Origin of the sequence: Bacillus sp. MMSF_3353, from assembly GCF_030733445.1 — a bacterium.
In the GTDB taxonomy this organism is placed as follows: domain Bacteria; phylum Bacillota; class Bacilli; order Bacillales; family Bacillaceae_G; genus Bacillus_A; species Bacillus_A wiedmannii.
In genome coordinates, this window is the sequence record NZ_JASHJA010000049.1 from 1 (window position 1) to 16,112 (window position 16,112).

The 16,112-nt window shown below is 35.1% G+C and carries 13 protein-coding genes and 1 pseudogene; 3 read left to right on the forward strand and 11 right to left on the reverse strand.

The features are described 5' to 3' along the window. Positions 1-76, reverse strand: a pseudogene (locus tag RBB48_RS30055) (ArsR/SmtB family transcription factor); the annotation flags it as partial. A 330-nt stretch (positions 77-406) separates the two neighbouring features. Here RBB48_RS30055 and RBB48_RS30060 point away from each other — a divergent pair. Continuing rightward, entirely contained in the window at positions 407-580 is a 174-nt protein-coding gene (locus RBB48_RS30060) for a hypothetical protein (RefSeq protein ID WP_001142749.1), read from the forward strand. Between the two features lie 123 nt (positions 581-703). Here the strand turns inward: RBB48_RS30060 and RBB48_RS30065 are convergent, their stop codons facing one another. The 4 genes from RBB48_RS30065 to RBB48_RS30080 all read right to left on the reverse strand — a co-directional run bounded on the left by RBB48_RS30065 (position 704) and on the right by RBB48_RS30080 (position 5,643). Continuing rightward, the gene (locus RBB48_RS30065) at positions 704-3,793 is read right to left on the reverse strand and encodes an AAA family ATPase (RefSeq protein ID WP_098133852.1); all 3,090 of its coding nucleotides are present in this window, start codon (positions 3,791-3,793) and stop codon (positions 704-706) included. Next, positions 3,790-4,947 (reverse strand): exonuclease SbcCD subunit D, encoded by a 1,158-nt coding sequence (locus tag RBB48_RS30070; RefSeq protein ID WP_088063299.1) that lies wholly within the window; start codon positions 4,945-4,947, stop codon positions 3,790-3,792. The genes RBB48_RS30065 and RBB48_RS30070 overlap by 4 nt, the downstream gene beginning before the upstream one ends. A gap of 15 nt (positions 4,948-4,962) precedes the next feature. Next, positions 4,963-5,202, reverse strand: coding sequence for a DUF2584 family protein (locus RBB48_RS30075; protein ID WP_000667347.1), 240 nt, complete (start codon positions 5,200-5,202; stop codon positions 4,963-4,965). 183 nt (positions 5,203-5,385) lie between these two features. Next, entirely contained in the window at positions 5,386-5,643 is a 258-nt protein-coding gene (locus RBB48_RS30080) for a hypothetical protein (protein WP_046955733.1), read from the reverse strand. A 316-nt stretch (positions 5,644-5,959) separates the two neighbouring features. On the opposite strand from RBB48_RS30080, the gene RBB48_RS30085 reads away from it, so the two are divergent. Further along, on the forward strand, positions 5,960-7,015 hold the full coding sequence (locus RBB48_RS30085; protein WP_088063298.1) for an enoyl-CoA hydratase/isomerase family protein: 1,056 nt from the start codon (positions 5,960-5,962) through the stop codon (positions 7,013-7,015). A 177-nt stretch (positions 7,016-7,192) separates the two neighbouring features. Then, on the forward strand, positions 7,193-7,825 hold the full coding sequence (locus tag RBB48_RS30090; RefSeq protein ID WP_000572331.1) for a LysE family translocator: 633 nt from the start codon (positions 7,193-7,195) through the stop codon (positions 7,823-7,825). A 71-nt stretch (positions 7,826-7,896) separates the two neighbouring features. Here the strand turns inward: RBB48_RS30090 and RBB48_RS30095 are convergent, their stop codons facing one another. The 6 genes from RBB48_RS30095 to mmgD form a co-directional block, all read right to left on the reverse strand. Continuing rightward, positions 7,897-9,357 carry a CoA-acylating methylmalonate-semialdehyde dehydrogenase gene (locus RBB48_RS30095; protein WP_060488680.1) on the reverse strand — a complete coding sequence of 487 codons (1,461 nt, stop codon included), beginning with the start codon at positions 9,355-9,357 and terminating at the stop codon, positions 7,897-7,899. Between the two features lie 36 nt (positions 9,358-9,393). Continuing rightward, positions 9,394-10,284 (reverse strand): NAD(P)-dependent oxidoreductase, encoded by an 891-nt coding sequence (locus RBB48_RS30100; RefSeq protein ID WP_098133853.1) that lies wholly within the window; start codon positions 10,282-10,284, stop codon positions 9,394-9,396. Between the two features lie 17 nt (positions 10,285-10,301). Continuing rightward, positions 10,302-12,011: an acyl-CoA dehydrogenase family protein gene (locus RBB48_RS30105; RefSeq protein ID WP_306008720.1), complete on the reverse strand. Its 1,710-nt coding sequence runs from the start codon at positions 12,009-12,011 to the stop codon at positions 10,302-10,304. Positions 12,012-12,165: 154 nt separating this feature from the next. Then, positions 12,166-13,074: a methylisocitrate lyase gene (prpB, locus tag RBB48_RS30110; protein ID WP_088063295.1), complete on the reverse strand. Its 909-nt coding sequence runs from the start codon at positions 13,072-13,074 to the stop codon at positions 12,166-12,168. A gap of 18 nt (positions 13,075-13,092) precedes the next feature. Then, entirely contained in the window at positions 13,093-14,529 is a 1,437-nt protein-coding gene (prpD, locus tag RBB48_RS30115; protein WP_000598118.1) for a 2-methylcitrate dehydratase, read from the reverse strand. A 98-nt stretch (positions 14,530-14,627) separates the two neighbouring features. Next, positions 14,628-15,749: a citrate synthase gene (mmgD, locus tag RBB48_RS30120; protein WP_002108333.1), complete on the reverse strand. Its 1,122-nt coding sequence runs from the start codon at positions 15,747-15,749 to the stop codon at positions 14,628-14,630. Positions 15,750-16,112: the final 363 nt, after the last annotated feature.

The window sequence follows — 16,112 nt, forward strand, 5'->3', positions numbered from 1 at the left end:
GCGCCATAATTTTCAAAATATCTACATCTTCTTCTGAAACTAAACTTTTTCTCATTTCACTCGTATATGTTGTCATAAGACATTCCCCTTTTATATGAATTCCTCTTATTTAGATCTATTTCCAAAATATTTAAAACTCCGATGTGAAACCTTTATATAAAAATAATAGAATTTTAAATTTTTAAAAACAGAACGAAATACAATTCACTTTATTTATTTGGTACATATACATAATACAATGTTAATATGTGCTCTATGTGAAGTTAGCATATATTTATAATGAAGATTTTTCAAACAATTCACATCTAACTATATACTCCCTCCTAACACTATCCAGTGATTTTAACATATTTTAGGCGTTTGTATATACTATCTACAAAATAAATGTTGTTTAGGGGGATTTCAAATGCCAACAATGTTACAAGAAGAAGTTGAAGAAGCTCGTGAAACATATGTCAGTCGTATCATATTAGTCAGTGGATCAGCTTTATTTTTAGTAGGTGGTGTTATATCGGCAATTTCGGCTTTTAAAGCTTATAATCGTTTGGAAAATACACCGCCTTCTCCAGATAACTCGTAGGTGAATTGTTTTATATTGAATAACAAACAAATGCCACCTCTATTAAGAGATGGCATTTGTTTTATCATAAGTTCTATACTAGAAACCCGCAAAGAATGCTTTAAGTATGAATTACACTTGAACTTACTTCACCACAAACCTCGTCTGACTACACCCATCCTTCTGCTTCGTTACTTCTAATACAGCCGGCATTGCGTTTTTCAGCTCTTGAACGTGTGAAATGACACCGATAAATCGGCCTGATTTTTGTAAGTCAATTAAGGCGTCTACTGCTTTTGTTAATGACTCCTCATCTAATGAACCAAAACCTTCGTCGATAAACATCGTTTCGATGGAAATACCGCCTTCATACGCTTGAATGACGTCTGCCATTCCGAGCGCTAAACAAAGTGATGCATTAAATTTCTCGCCACCAGATAATGTTTTTACATCGCGTGTTTGGCCAGTATATGCGTCGTATACATCTAAGCCTAATCCACTTTGACGATTTCTCTTTTCAACTCGTTCACTTCGTTTTAAATAAAATTGTCCATTTGATAATTTACGTAAGCGTTCGTTTGCAATTTGAACAATTTGTTCTAAATACTCAATTAAGATGTAACGTTCAAATGATATACGGCTTTCGTTATCGCCTTTCATTACTTCATATAAGTCAACAAGTTCCTGGAAAGCTTTTTCTTCCTCATGAATTTGTTCATCAATACGCCTAATATTTTCATGTAAATCAGAAATATATGTTACCGCATTTTGCGCACGTTGACGTTTTTCTTTAATGATATCAAGATTGATTTCTAAATCTTTTATATGTTCACCTAAAGCTGTAATATCCATATACTCTTTATCTTTTAATTCAGCACGTAACTCTTCAATTTGTTTTGCAAGTACTTCAAGAGATGAATAATAGCTTTGAATTTCCTTTTGTAACATATCCATCTCAGCATCACTTAATTTAGCTTCTTTATACGTAATTTGATCGGTAAATCCGCTCTGCTCAAGCTCTTTCATAAAGCGCGTAAACGTCTCTTCTTTCTTCAATTTTGTACTTTCAAATTGATTAGAAGCACTTTCCTGTTCTGCTTGAATACGTATATTTTCATTTTGCCAATGTTGATACGCTTCCTGCACTTTCTTCCATTCGTCCTCCATTAATTTGAGTTCATGCATAGCTTGGTCAAACTGGACTTTCCAAGCTTGGACTGTTTGTAAGTTTTCAGGAATATTTTTCTTATCATGTTCATATGACGTACGAAGCTGCATACACTCCATTTCTGTACGGTGCTGTACTGTTTCTACCTCACGCTTTTGTTTCTGAAGTGCATCTACTTTTTCTTCTACACTCTTTATATTCACAGCAGTTTGCTTACGCGTTTCTTCACTCGCTTTTAGCGTATTTACTTCAGTTGCTAATTGTTTTCCTTTTTGAATAAGTGCACTGTATGTTTCAACTAATTCCTCTGAGCGATAGCCTCGCTTCTTAACCTCCTCTATTACCTGTTCATATTGTAGGTGATAGAAATTCCATTTCTCCTCTAATTGAACATGTAATTTTTCAGCAACATTTTTCTTTTCTCTTAAATCATTTAACTCTTTTTCATCGATCGCATTACTTTGCTCTGTAGCTTTTTTCGGATGGTTCGTACTACCACATACTGGACAAGATTCGCCATCATGTAGATGAAGAGCTAATATACCAGCTTGTTCACTTAACCAGCGACGTTCCATATTTTCATATGCGTTAACTGCCAATCGCATCTTATTATATGCCGCTTCTTTTTCTTTCTCGAATTTTTGCTTTTCTTGCCAAACATCATATGCTTGCTTTAAAACTTTGGCATCTTCTCGCATATTCGTTAGTTCCTCTACTTTAGCTACATATTGCTCAAGTGCTCGTTCTAATTGCTGTAATTCATCAGACATTAGCTGTTTTTGATTTGTATGCTCATCTAATTGTCGATCTAAGTTTTGCATACTTTCTTTTAATTTCCCTATTTGAATTTCTGCATTTTGTAAATTCAACTGTTTCTCAGCTAATGATGCAATAATCGGTTGTAACTCTTCTAATCTTTGAACAAGTTTTTTTGCATTTTCTCTCTCAGGTTCTTTATTCTTTACCGCTTCATATTTCTCCTGAGCAAGTTCAAAGCTTTTCGTTACATTTTCTTTTTTAGCGATTATTTGTTTTAATAAACTTTCAGCCTTCTGCTCATTTTGCATTGCTTCTTCGTACCATTGTTCAAATGGTAATAAGCGCTTCGCTTCTTCCGCACGTTTAAAAGATTTTTCTTTCATTTCAATAACTGTACGATTTTCTTGTAAAGTGTTATATTTCTCATTTTTTTGTTGTAAATCTATAAATTTCTCATTTATGGATTTCGCTGCATGAAAACGTGTTTCAGCATCCTTTAATTGCTTCGTTTGAACATCTTGTTCTACTTGTAATTGCTCCACCTCTGCCTTATACACATCTGTTTCTTGTTCTAATGCTTCTACTACTTGATGCGTGTTTACATGTTCTTGTTCCACCAATGTCTCTAATAATGCTCCATCGCGGATTGGTAATTTGAAAACATTACGGAAGTATAGCTCTCGCTCTTTCTGTTTTTCTTGTAAAACGTCTTTCCATTGTTTTCGTTTTTGATCAAGTAACTCACGCATTAACTTATAACGATCCGTTTTAAAAATACGACGTAAAATTTCTTCTTTGTTTTCTGTCTCAGATGTTAATAGTTTTCGGAATTCCCCTTGTGGTAACATAACAATTTGGCTAAATTGATGTTTACTTAAACCAATTAAATCTTCCACTTTTTTATTTACATCCGTTACATGGAAACGATCAACAGCTGGAACATTCTCTTCATCAATCACTTCATATAGTTCTACTGCATGTCCCGTAATTGTCTTGTTCCCTTGTTTTTTATGTCCAAGTTGTCGTTTTATTTCATAACGTTTCCCTTTTAACTGAAAGGTTAGTTCTACACTTGTATACATATTATCATCAGCAAATTGACTGCGAAGCATGCTCGTATCACTACGTTCTTCTCCGCTTGCCTCACCATATAACACATAACAAATCGCATCAAAAATCGTTGTCTTTCCAGCTCCTGTATTCCCAGAAATGGCGAAAATACGATGATCTCCAAGATCATTAAAATCGATTACTTCTTTCTGTTTATATGGCCCAAATGCTGTCATAATTAGTTGAATCGGTCTCATCCTCGTTCACCTTCCCGTTCTTGCACTGTTTGTAGTACTTCTACAAATAGACGTTCTTTCTCTTCTGATAAATCTAAGCCTTTCATTTCTTTATAAAAAGCCTTTAATAACGATAAATCATCCGTTTTATGTCTTGAAACAGTTACTTCATTTGACTCTGTGAACTCTCGTCTTTGAATAGATCTTTCAACATGCATTGCATTTGGATATACAGATCGTATTTTTTCCATTGGCTGCAAGACAGGATTTTCATCTAATAATTTTACAAACACATAATCTTCACTTACTGGATGTTGTAATAATTCATCTATTTTCGCTTCTACTGTTCGCATTTTACGACGTGGTGCAAGTAACCTTTTTTCAATTGTTGCTTCACCTTGCTCGTCCAGTTCCACAATATAATATCCTTTTTTATGTTTTTCTTCAGAAATAGAATATGCAAGTGGAGAACCTGAATATCGAATTGTCTCATTACGTACAAAATGCGCTTGATGTAAATGTCCAAGCGCTGTGTAATGAAACTTATCAAAATAATGACTATTTACGTATTCAGCACCACCAATTGAAAGTGGTCGTTCTGCATCACTTGTATTCTCTTCCGCTTCTCCCGCAGAAGTTACAAATGCATGACCAATAAATACGTGTCTTGCTTCTTTATCCATTGTTTCAGAAAGCTCATTCATAAAAATACGCATCGCATCATCATGAGAGCGTACATCTTCGTTTTTCAAAACATGTCTAACTATGCTTGGATCCGCATATGGAACGAGATGGAAGTGAACCTCGCCATATTCATCATTTAATATAATTGGCTCATATGGAAATTGAAATTGTCCCACAATAAATAATCCTTGTTTCTTCATTAAACTACTTCCAAAATGAATACGATCTGGACTATCATGGTTTCCTGCAACCGCAATAACTGGTGTTTGTAAATCAATGACTATTTTTTGTAAAACATCATTTAATAAGTCTACTGCTTCCGTAGGTGGAATTGCTCGGTCATATAAATCCCCTGCAATAATTACGGCATCTGGTTTTTCTTCTTCAACAGCTTGTACAAACTGATCTAATACAATCTTTTGATCTTCAGTCATATACACGCCATGAACGAGCTTTCCTAAATGCCAATCCGCTGTATGAAATAACTTCATAGTTTCCTGCTCCTTTTAATTTACTGATTTTAGTGATACGAGTTGATAGTTTATTGTAGTTTTTCCGTTTTCCCACTCTAACTTTTGTATCATTGCACTACCAATTCTTTCTTCATTTGATTTATATAAAGGCAATATTTCTTGAACTGTAAATAAGTGATAACCATCCAATTTTAATTGAAATATGTTTTCTTCTATATGTAATCTTACTTCTTTTTCATTTGAAATAATTTTTGTGTGCATCTCAAATTTCATGACAGATACAACCCCTTTTTCTAATCTCTACACTATTAATAGTATATTGGCTATGCAAGATTGACAAGTAAATACACGGCAAAGTACACACTTTTCTACCGCTATATGTTTTTTATTTTTATATATAATACGGTATGTGAAATTTTATTTATTGTAAAAATAAAAATGTCTAATGTGACATCTTTATTTTTGTATAAAGTCTTTCATTACATAATATAAAACTGTAATGAAAACGATCGCTACAAAAAATGAAAATACTGCGATAATGTACCCATCCTTATTTAATAAAATGCAAAAAGAAATAGATATGATAAAAATCGGAAATACAAGTCGTACTTTATCCTTCACTTCCTCTGTCGTATCTGTATGATGAAAATACTGCGTTATCCCTATCATTAAAGAAGACAAAATAATCACCGACAATAGTAAAGGTCCTGGCATTCCGATTTCTCCTTTCTCTATTTCTAATGAAAAGCAATTTTTCTTTCATCATAATCACTTCAAATACTCTTTTTGAAGTAATTATGCACAATTTACACATATATAATAGCGTGTTTATCATGATAATTTCAAATAATTACAATTACAGTAATGTTGTAATATTCATTTTCAACCTTCAAAATCCTGCAAATATAACTCGTCAAAATATGCAGTGTCGAAATTAACACGCACCGTCAAGTTTAGACAAAATTTATAAAGGACATTTCAGTACGTATCAAGAATTAAGAATAAGAAGATATGTAAGGGAGGATGAATTATGACTGAACACGTTTTATTTTCTGTTAGCGAAAACGGCGTTGCATCAATTACTTTAAACCGCCCAAAAGCACTTAATTCTTTATCTTATGACATGTTGCAACCAATTGGGCAAAAACTGAAAGAGTGGGAAAATGATGAGCGAATTGCGCTTATCGTATTAAAAGGAGCTGGCACAAAAGGTTTTTGTGCAGGTGGCGACATTAAAACTCTTTATGAAGCACGTTCGAATGAAGCTGCATTACAGCATGCGGAACGTTTCTTTGAAGAAGAGTATGAAATTGATACATATATTTATCAATATAAAAAACCGATCATCGCTTGTTTAGATGGAATTGTAATGGGTGGTGGTGTCGGTCTTACAAATGGTGCGAAATATCGAATTGTAACGGAGCGTACGAAATGGGCAATGCCAGAGATGAATATCGGATTCTTTCCAGATGTCGGTGCTGCTTATTTCTTAAATAAAGCTCCAGGTTTTGCAGGCCGATATGTTGCTTTAACAGCATCTATTTTAAAAGCTGCTGACGTATTATTTATAAACGCTGCTGATTACTTTATGACATCTGATTCCTTACCAAATTTCCTTACTGAACTTGAAAATGTAAATTGGCATAAAGAAGATGATGTACATACTAATTTAAAAGAAGTTATTCGTACATTTGCAACTGCTCCAAAATTAGAAAGCGAGCTTGCTCCTTCATTAGAAGAAATGAATACTCATTTTGCTTTCGATACAATTGAAGAGATCGTCCATTCATTGGAGAAAGACCAAAGTTCCTTTGCTTTAAAAACGAAAGAAACACTATTATCCAAATCCCCTATTTCGTTAAAAGTAACATTAAAACAGTTTATTGATGGACAAAATAAGTCCGTTGAAGAATGTTTCGCTACTGACCTTGTACTTGCTAAAAATTTCATGAGACATGCAGATTTCTTTGAAGGAGTACGATCTGTTGTCGTTGATAAAGATCAAAATCCGGATTATATATATAAGCAGTTAAGTGATGTTTCAGAAGAAGATGTAAATCGATTCTTCAACTTACTTAACGCATAAGTGGTGGGGCGCCCGTTCATTCGGGATAAACATGAGGCTATATAGTAGTGGAATTTCACTACTATATAGCCTCTTTCTCATTTAATAATTTTTAATAAAATTTAATTTTATTAAATCAAAAATGTGTGCTACACTACTTTTAATCAAATATTCTAAAAATAAAAAGGAGGAGCAACTATGATTGAAAATTATTTTCTTTTCATCATTATGTCTATTTGTCTTATTATTTTACCCGGTCCTGATACTGCAATGGCGACGAAAAATACATTGGTTGCCGGTAAGGTCGGTGGAGTGAAAACAGTGTTCGGTACATGTGTTGCACTTTTAATTCATACTTTAGCAGCAGTAATCGGACTTTCCGCAATTATTGTAAAGTCAGCTCTTTTATTTTCTATTTTCAAGTACGTTGGAGCTCTGTATTTAATTTATATTGGCATTAAAGCCCTTTTAGCGGTAAGAAACAAAGAAGGCTTTGATACGAACGATATATCTTTAAATAATGAAGATGAACACACTTCTTGCTTTCGCCAAGGGTTTCTTACGAATTTATTAAACCCTAAAGTTGCAGTCTTCTTTTTAACCTTTTTACCTCAATTTTTAAATCCAAATCATAATACGTTTATTCAACTTCTCGTAATGGGTCTTACTTACCTCGTATTAACAGTTATTTGGTTCGCTTTTTATATATTTTTAATTGATAAAATTAGTGCTTTTATGAAAAAACCGAGGACGCAACGTTATATTCAAGGCTTAACAGGAATCGTCTTAATTGGCTTTGGTATTAAACTAGCTTTTGAAAAAAATAATTAACAAGACGAAAAACACCACATCTTCAGAGTGGTGTTTTTCATTTAACAACTGTTTTGGCTGTTTACTCTCTATTAAAACCAGCGCTCTGTTACAACTTTTTTACGTGTATAGAATTGAACACCATCTGTACCATTTGTACCTAAATCACCAAAGAATGAAGCTTTATTTCCTGCAAATGCGAAAAATGCCATTGGTGCTGGAACGTTTACGTTTACACCGATCATACCAGCATCGATATTATCACGGAACGTTTGTGCATGTTTACCATTTGACGTATAAATAACCGCGCCATTTGCAAATTTAGATTGATTTGTTAATTTAATACCTTCTTCTAAATCTTTAACTCGTACAATGCTTAATACTGGAGCAAAAATTTCATCTTGCCAAATTTTCATTTCTTGATTTACACCATCAAAGATTGTCGCACCTACAAAGTAACCTTCTCCAACTTCTTCCTTAATTTTGCGACCATCAACTAATAAAGTTGCTCCATCTGCTACACCGCTATTAATATAGCCTAATACGCGCTCTTTATGAGATTCACGAATTAATGGTCCAACATAATTATCTTCGTGGAAACCGTCACCTACTTTTAACTTCTTCGTCTCTGCTACTAGTACGTCGATGAATTCATCAGCAATTTCATCAACTACTGCTACTACTGAACATGCCATGCAGCGCTCTCCACTACTTGCGAATGCAGATCCAATTACACCTTGCACTGTTTTCTCAAGATTGCAATCAGGCATTACAATCGCATGGTTTTTTGCACCAGCTAACGCTTGTACACGTTTCCCGTGTTTCGTACCTGTTTCATACACGTAACGAGCTACCGGCTCAGATCCAACGAATGAAATAGCTTGAATATCTTTACTTTCTAAAATGCTATTTACAACATCTTTTCCGCCTTGTACTAAATTCAATACCCCTTTTGGAAAACCAGCTTCATAGAATAACTCTACAAGTCGCTCTGCTAAAAGTGGCGTTCTTTCCGATGTTTTTAATACGAACGTATTACCGCAAGCAATTGCAAGTGGGAACATCCATAATGGAATCATCATTGGGAAGTTAAACGGTGTAATACCAGCAACAACTCCAATTGGGTAGCGCCAAATCGATCCATCAATGCCGCTAGCAATATTCGGAAGAGCTTGTCCCATCATTAAATTTGGTGCTGATGTTGCAAGTTCTACCGCTTCAATCCCTCGCTGCACTTCACCAGTTGCATCCGTTAATGTTTTACCATTTTCTAGCGTAATGATTTTAGCAAGCTCTTCTTTGTTTTCTTGTAAAAGCTGTAAATATTTATATAATTGTCTTGAACGATTCGGAACTGGTACTTTAGACCATGTTTCGTATGCTGCTTTTGCCGCTTCAACAGCTTTTTCAACATCTTCTTTCGGAGATAGCGGAACGTAAGCGATAATTTTTCCAGTCGCCGGATTCGGAACTGCTTCTACTTCTGTACCAGTAGATTCTACCCACTCACCATTAATATGATTTTTTACTCGTTTAATTTCAGTTGTAATCATTATATTCTCTCCTTTTTTATGATGTATATAAGTCTATTATTTTTGATTAGAAATTAACTGTTCACTAACTTTCTTATATAAAGCAGCCATATCGTTTTCACCATATCCTGCCTCACTTGCTTCTTCATATACGTTTAATAGCATTTCGCTTACTGGTAAGTGAAGTTCGCTTTCTTTCGCTAAATCTACTGCAAATCCTAAATCTTTCTTTAATAAATTCACAGTAAATCCTGGATCGTAGTTTTCAGTTGCAATGAAACTTTTATAATTACGCTCATAAATTCTACTTTGACCGTAACTTACATTTAAAATATCAAACATTTTATCTAAATCCATATTATTCTTTTTCGCTAATGTTAAAGCTTCACTCACACCAGCTGTATAAAAACCAATTAATAAGTTATTAATTAATTTAACTGTTGTGCCACTATCAATCTGCTCACTAACATGGAAAACATTCGCACCTAGTACGCCCATGATAGATTCCGTTTTCTCATATACTTCTTTCGATCCACCAACCATAAACGTTAATGTACGGTTTTCAGCTCCAATTACCCCACCACTAACAGGCGCTGCTAAAAAGTCTACTTTCTTTTCCTTTGCAGCTTCCTCTAATTGTTTGTTTAACTGCGGCGATACCGTACTTGTATCAATGAAAACTACATTCGAGTGACCATTTTCAAATAATCCTTCTGCTCCAAAATATACCGCTTCAACAGCGCGAGGTGAAGGTAAACTTGTAAAAACTACATCACATGTTTCTGCTAGTTTTGAGATTGATAGACCGATAATTCCGCCTTCTTTTTCAAAGGACGCTTCTGCCTCTTTATTTAAGTCCACGCCATATACTGTGTAACCTGATTTAACTAGATTTTTTGACATCGGAAGACCCATGTTACCTAAACCGATAAAACCAATCTTTTTCATATCGCTTTCCTCCTATTTTACACAATATATTTCCCACGATTTATAATAGCTTTCGCAATTTCTCTCTTCTGCGTAAATACGTTCGTGTATAAAGGTACTAATAATTGACGGATTTCAGCTAAAATCACATGTCTATCTTGTTCTTCTGTGACAGCTGCTGAAAGTACAGAAATCGCCGCTTCTTCTACTTTACGGTATCCTTCTTCACAAATAACATCCGTTATTAATTGCTTCGTACGTTCTTTTTCCTCACCATTTTTACTTACCGCTTTTCTCGTACGTAAAAACGCTGATTCCATGACGTACACGTCCGTCAACATATTTGAAATTACACGTGAATATTCTTGTTCTTGGTCAATTTTTAGACCTGGAGTTTTAGAGAGCGTTTTCAAAGATTGTTTCAACAATTTTTTCGCTAATAAAATGTAACGATGGTTTCTTTCGACATTTGCTACATCACTTTCTACTTCAGTATCTTCTAATTGTTCGATTTGCTTCATTAACATTTTGGCAACTGTTAATCTATTAATTTCGTTCGTTCCTTCAAAAATACGACTAATTCTAGCATCACGATATAATCGTTCTACCTCATACTCTTGCATATAACCGTAACCACCATGAATTTGTACAGCTTCATCTACGATATAAGCAAGTGTTTCAGAAGCATTTACTTTATTCAGTGCACATTCAATTGCAAATTGGGACATTTTCTTCATAAGATCTTCATCGCTCTCATGAATTGCTTCATCGATTACACCTGCTGTACGATAAGCTGCACTTTCGGCTCCATATGTAGCAATGATCATATTTGCAATCTTCTCTTGAATCATCGTAAAGTCTACTAATTCCGTTTGGAACTGTTTTCGCTCTTTTCCATATTGAACCGACAAACCAATTGCTTGTTTTGCTGTTCCAATATTTCCAAAAGCAAGTTTAAGTCTAGCAAAGTTAAGAATATTAAGAGCTACGTGATGCCCTTTCCCAACTTCCCCTAAAACATTTTCAGCAGGGATGACAACATCTTCTAAAATAAGAGTCGCTGTTGAAGAACCTTTAATCCCCATTTTCTTTTCTTCTAATCCAATAGATACACCTTCACATGTTCTTTCGACAATAAACGCTGTCATTCCTTTATTTGTCTTCGCAAAAACAACATATAGATCTGCCATATGAGCATTTGTAATCCATTGCTTCTCACCATTTAACTTCCAAGCTGTTCCCTCTTCATTCAATACGGCGCTTGTTTTTGCGCTTAATGCATCCGAACCAGCATTTGGCTCCGTTAAAGCATAAGCCCCAATCCATTCTCCCGATGCGATTTTCGGTAAATATTTTTCTTTTTGCTCTTTCGTTCCATAATATATGTAAGGTAATGTACCGACACCAGCGTGTATATTAAAAGAAACGCTAAACGCACCAGCGTACCCCATTTTCTCTGCTACAAGACCTGAGACAGCCTTTCCTAACTCGAACCCGCCATAATCTTCTGGTACCTCAATGCCTAATAATCCAAGTTCCCCAGCTTTCTCAAATAATTGACGAGAAACTTTATAGTTATGTTGTTCAATATTCTCCATTTGTGGAACAATTTCTTGTTTAACGAATTGTTCTGTCGTTTTTGCGATTAAATCTTCATCTCCTGAAAAATCTTCTGGCGTAAAGAAAGTATAATTCACATCTTTATTAAGTGAAAAAAATTCATCCCACGGTAACTTTGTTTTCTCCATCTGAATCCCCCTATCATTTCGGCCTTACTTGCTACTACGTATGCTCGTCTACGATGAGTGGAATTTCTTATTTTTGAAAACAGAAGGCGATGAATTGTCACATCAAGCAGTTCGTTTTGCCAAAGATGTATTCTCATCGCCTTAGTTGTTTTATCTATTGATCCTCTGATAATACTGTTTTTGCAATTCCAGTATCTAGTTCTTCAAAGTCATGATATGAAATTGTTTCATATAACTCACTTCTCGTTTGCATACTTGAAAGTGCATCTTTTTGAGAACCTGTTTCCTTAATTAAAGTAAACACATTCTCATATGCTTTCGCTGCAACACGAAGTGAAGTTACAGGATAAATAACCATTTGGAAGCCCATATTCGCAAATTCCTCTGCACTATAATACGGCGTTTTCCCGAACTCAGTCATATTCGCAAGTAAAGGCGCATTTACTTTACTATTAAATAGACGGAACTCTTCTTCTGATTGAAGTGCTTCAGGGAATATTGCATCTGCACCTGCTTTTACATAGGCGTTCGCTCTTTCAATCGCTTCATCTAAGCCTTCTACACCGCGAGCATCTGTACGTGCCACAATATATAAACTTGGTGCAACTTCTTTAATCGCTTTAATCTTTTGAACTAACTCTTCTGTAGTAACAAGTTTCTTACCATTTAAATGTCCACATTTCTTCGGTAATTGTTGATCTTCAATTTGAACAGCCGCAACTTTTGCTTCCACCATTTCTACTGCTGTTCTCGCTACGTTTAATACACCGCCAAATCCTGTATCAATATCAACAAGAACTGGTAAATCTGTAGCTCTTACTAGATCTCTTGCTCTTTCTGCTACTTCAGTAGACGTCACGATTCCTAAATCTGGTAGACCTTTACTTGCAGTATAAGCAGCTCCCGATAAATATAAAGCTGAAAAACCTGTATTTTTCGCAACAAGAGCAGCCATTGCATCATGAGCACCTGGAATTTGCAAAATTTCATTTGCTTCTACTAAAGCTCGGAAGCAATTCGCAAGCTCCTCTTGTGTTGACTGTTTATTCACAACCCAAGCCATTCTAAATTCCCCCTATTATTAATTTAAGAATAGATCTACAAATTCGTTTACATTCATATTTTCTAGTTTTTCTTCATTTAGACAAACTTCATGAATTTGTTCTTGTTGCTTACTAGAATAATGACCTGCCATATTTGCAGTGAATTTTTGAACAACTTTTGGAATCGCTTCGTCTCTACGGAAACGGTGACCAAGTGGATATTCACATTCCACATTTTCTGTTACAGTGCCATCCTTGAAATGAACTTGAACAGCGTTGGCGATTGAGCGCTTGTTCGGGTCAAGATAATCTAAACTGTACTGTTTGTTTTCAACAACAACCATCTTATTACGTAATTCATCTACACGTGGATCATTTGCTACTACATCCTCATAATCATCCGCAACGATATCTCCTTTTAACAAACCAATTGCCGTAATGTATTGTAAGCAATGATCACGATCAGCTGGGTTATTTAATGGACCTTCTTTGTCGATAATACGAATTGCTGATTCATGAGTTGTAATCGTAATACGATCAATTTCATCTAATCTTTCTTTAATTTCTGGATGTAATTTCACAGCACACTCTGCAGCTGTTTGTGCATGGAACTCTGCTGGATATGAAACTTTAAATAATACATTTTCCATTACATAAGACTCTAATGGTCTTGCTAACTTTAATTCTTGTTTATTGAATAATACATCTTGGAATCCCCAGCCTGGTGCAGATAATGCTGTTGGATATCCCATTTCACCTTTTAGAGCAGTCATTGCAAGATGAACACCGCGGCTTGTTGCATCACCTGCTGCCCATGATTTACGTGAGCCTGTATTTGGTGCATGACGATATGTACGAAGACTAGAATTATCAATCCATGCATGTGATAATGCATTAAAGATTTCTTCACGTGTTCCGCCGAGCATTTTTGCAACTACAGCAGTTGTTGCTACTTTTACGTATAATACATGGTCAAGACCAACACGATTCAAACTATTTTCTAAAGCTAGTACACCTTGAATTTCATGCGCTTTAATCATCATTTCTAATACTTCACGTACTTTTAATGGTTCTTTTCCTTCTGAAATACGAACACGGCTAATATAATCTGCAACTGCTAAAATACCGCCTAAGTTATCAGATGGATGTCCCCACTCTGCTGCAAGCCAAGTATCGTTATAGTCTAACCAACGGATCATACATCCGATATTAAATGCACCTTTCACTGGATCAAGCACATATGACGTACCTGGTACACGTGTACCATTCGGCACGATCGTTCCTGGTACAACTGGTCCTAGTAATTTCGTACACTCTGGATATTGTAGTGCTAAAATTCCGCATCCAAGTGTATCAAGTAATACGTAACGAGCAGTACTGAATGCTTCTGCGCTAGTTACCTCTTTATTTAATACATAATCCGCAATTTCTTCTAATAATGCATCTTTTTGTTTAATTTCATTTGTTTTAATCATACTATTCTTCCCTTTCTGTCGAAAATTCGTTATTATTAATGATGGGTGTCTGTCAAACACCCATCTAGCGGGCGGCGCTAACAACTCCCCAGTTGTTCTTATTTACTAAGTACATGTCGCTCGCCAACATAATTTACACGTGGACGGAACAATCGATTGTTCGCATGTTGCTCAATTACGTGCGCGCATAGTCCTACTGTTCTAGAGCTAAAGAAGATTGGTGTGTAAAGTTGAATTGGAATACCAAGCATCCAATATACTGGAGCTGCATAATAATCAAGGTTCGGATAAATTCCTTTTTCCTTCTCCATAATCTTTTCTCCAGCTTCACACATTTCATATAGTGTATAATCGCCTTTTACATCACATAACTGCTTTAAAGCTTCCTTCATCATCAGTGCTCTTGGATCCATCTTCTTCATATACACACGATGTCCAAAGCCCATAATTTTTTCTTTGTTATATAGTTTCTTCTGTAACAACTCTTCAAACTTCTCAACATTACCAGCTTCTAAAAGCATGTACATAACCGCTTCGTTTGCACCACCGTGTAAGCTACCTTTTAAAGATGCAACTGCACCTGTTAAAGCACCATATAAGTCCGATTGCGTTGATGCAATAACGCGCGCTGTAAATGTAGAGTTTGGCATTTCATGTTCACTATATAAAACAAGGGAACGATCAAAGATCTTCTCCTCAAGTTCAGTTGGTTTTTTACCTGTTAACATATAGAAGAAATTCGCGCTATATGATAATTCTTGAAGAGGCTGAATTGGCTCTTCATTATTTAAAATATGATAGCTATTCGCTACAATGTTTGGTACTTTGCTCAATAATTTGTACCCGCGGCTTTTGTTTACTTCTAACGAGCGGTTTTCGATATCATTATCGTAACCAGCTAATGCGGACACACCTGTACGCAATCCATCCATCGGGTGCGTTTCTTTCGGTAATGCCTTTAATACGTTGAATACACCTTCTGGTACCGCGTATTCTTCTTTTAATTTCTTTTCGAGTTTTGCTTTTTCATCCTCATTTGGTAGATGTTCTTCCAATAAAAGGTGCACAATGTCTAAATACTCTTTTGTTTTTGAGAGTTCGATTAAATCATACCCTTGAATTACAATTTCACCTTTCACTGTGTCAAGAAACGAAATTTTCGTCTCCGCTGCCACTATACCATCTAATCCCGGGGAAAATTTTTCTTCAGCTTTCATCATTATTTCCTCCAATCCTAATAGATCTTCGTGCACATAACTGTAAGCCTTTACAAAATCGTGAAACTACATTTCTATTTCAATGTATCAGAGTTTTTAGAAGATTTCAATTTATTTTATAATGATAAGTTTCCTATACTTTTACCGATGTAACAATACAATTTTTCAAAAATAATTTTCATATTTTATAAAGAAAGGACAGACTTCTTTGTTCGCCTTATTAAAACAAAATATAAGGATGAATCAGAAAATCCTACAGAACACATCATTCTCCCATTTTTTTTAAGAAAATAAAAAAAACGAGCTGCACACATATACAACTCGTTTCTTCATAATATTTATTTCACTATCTCTTCAATATAATTC

Bases quoted from the DNA above. Each gene is read 5' to 3' on its own strand.
- RBB48_RS30060 (WP_001142749.1), top strand. From the start codon at position 407: ATGCCAACAATGTTACAAGAAGAAGTTGAAGAAGCTCGTGAAACATAT.
- RBB48_RS30065 (WP_098133852.1), bottom strand. From the start codon at position 3,793: ATGAGACCGATTCAACTAATTATGACAGCATTTGGGCCATATAAACAG.
- RBB48_RS30070 (WP_088063299.1), bottom strand. From the start codon at position 4,947: ATGAAGTTATTTCATACAGCGGATTGGCATTTAGGAAAGCTCGTTCAT.
- RBB48_RS30075 (WP_000667347.1), bottom strand. From the start codon at position 5,202: ATGAAATTTGAGATGCACACAAAAATTATTTCAAATGAAAAAGAAGTA.
- RBB48_RS30080 (WP_046955733.1), bottom strand. From the start codon at position 5,643: ATGCCAGGACCTTTACTATTGTCGGTGATTATTTTGTCTTCTTTAATG.
- RBB48_RS30085 (WP_088063298.1), top strand. From the start codon at position 5,960: ATGACTGAACACGTTTTATTTTCTGTTAGCGAAAACGGCGTTGCATCA.
- RBB48_RS30090 (WP_000572331.1), top strand. From the start codon at position 7,193: ATGATTGAAAATTATTTTCTTTTCATCATTATGTCTATTTGTCTTATT.
- RBB48_RS30095 (WP_060488680.1), bottom strand. From the start codon at position 9,357: ATGATTACAACTGAAATTAAACGAGTAAAAAATCATATTAATGGTGAG.
- RBB48_RS30100 (WP_098133853.1), bottom strand. From the start codon at position 10,284: ATGAAAAAGATTGGTTTTATCGGTTTAGGTAACATGGGTCTTCCGATG.
- RBB48_RS30105 (WP_306008720.1), bottom strand. From the start codon at position 12,011: ATGGAGAAAACAAAGTTACCGTGGGATGAATTTTTTTCACTTAATAAA.
- prpB (WP_088063295.1), bottom strand. From the start codon at position 13,074: ATGGCTTGGGTTGTGAATAAACAGTCAACACAAGAGGAGCTTGCGAAT.
- prpD (WP_000598118.1), bottom strand. From the start codon at position 14,529: ATGATTAAAACAAATGAAATTAAACAAAAAGATGCATTATTAGAAGAA.
- mmgD (WP_002108333.1), bottom strand. From the start codon at position 15,749: ATGATGAAAGCTGAAGAAAAATTTTCCCCGGGATTAGATGGTATAGTG.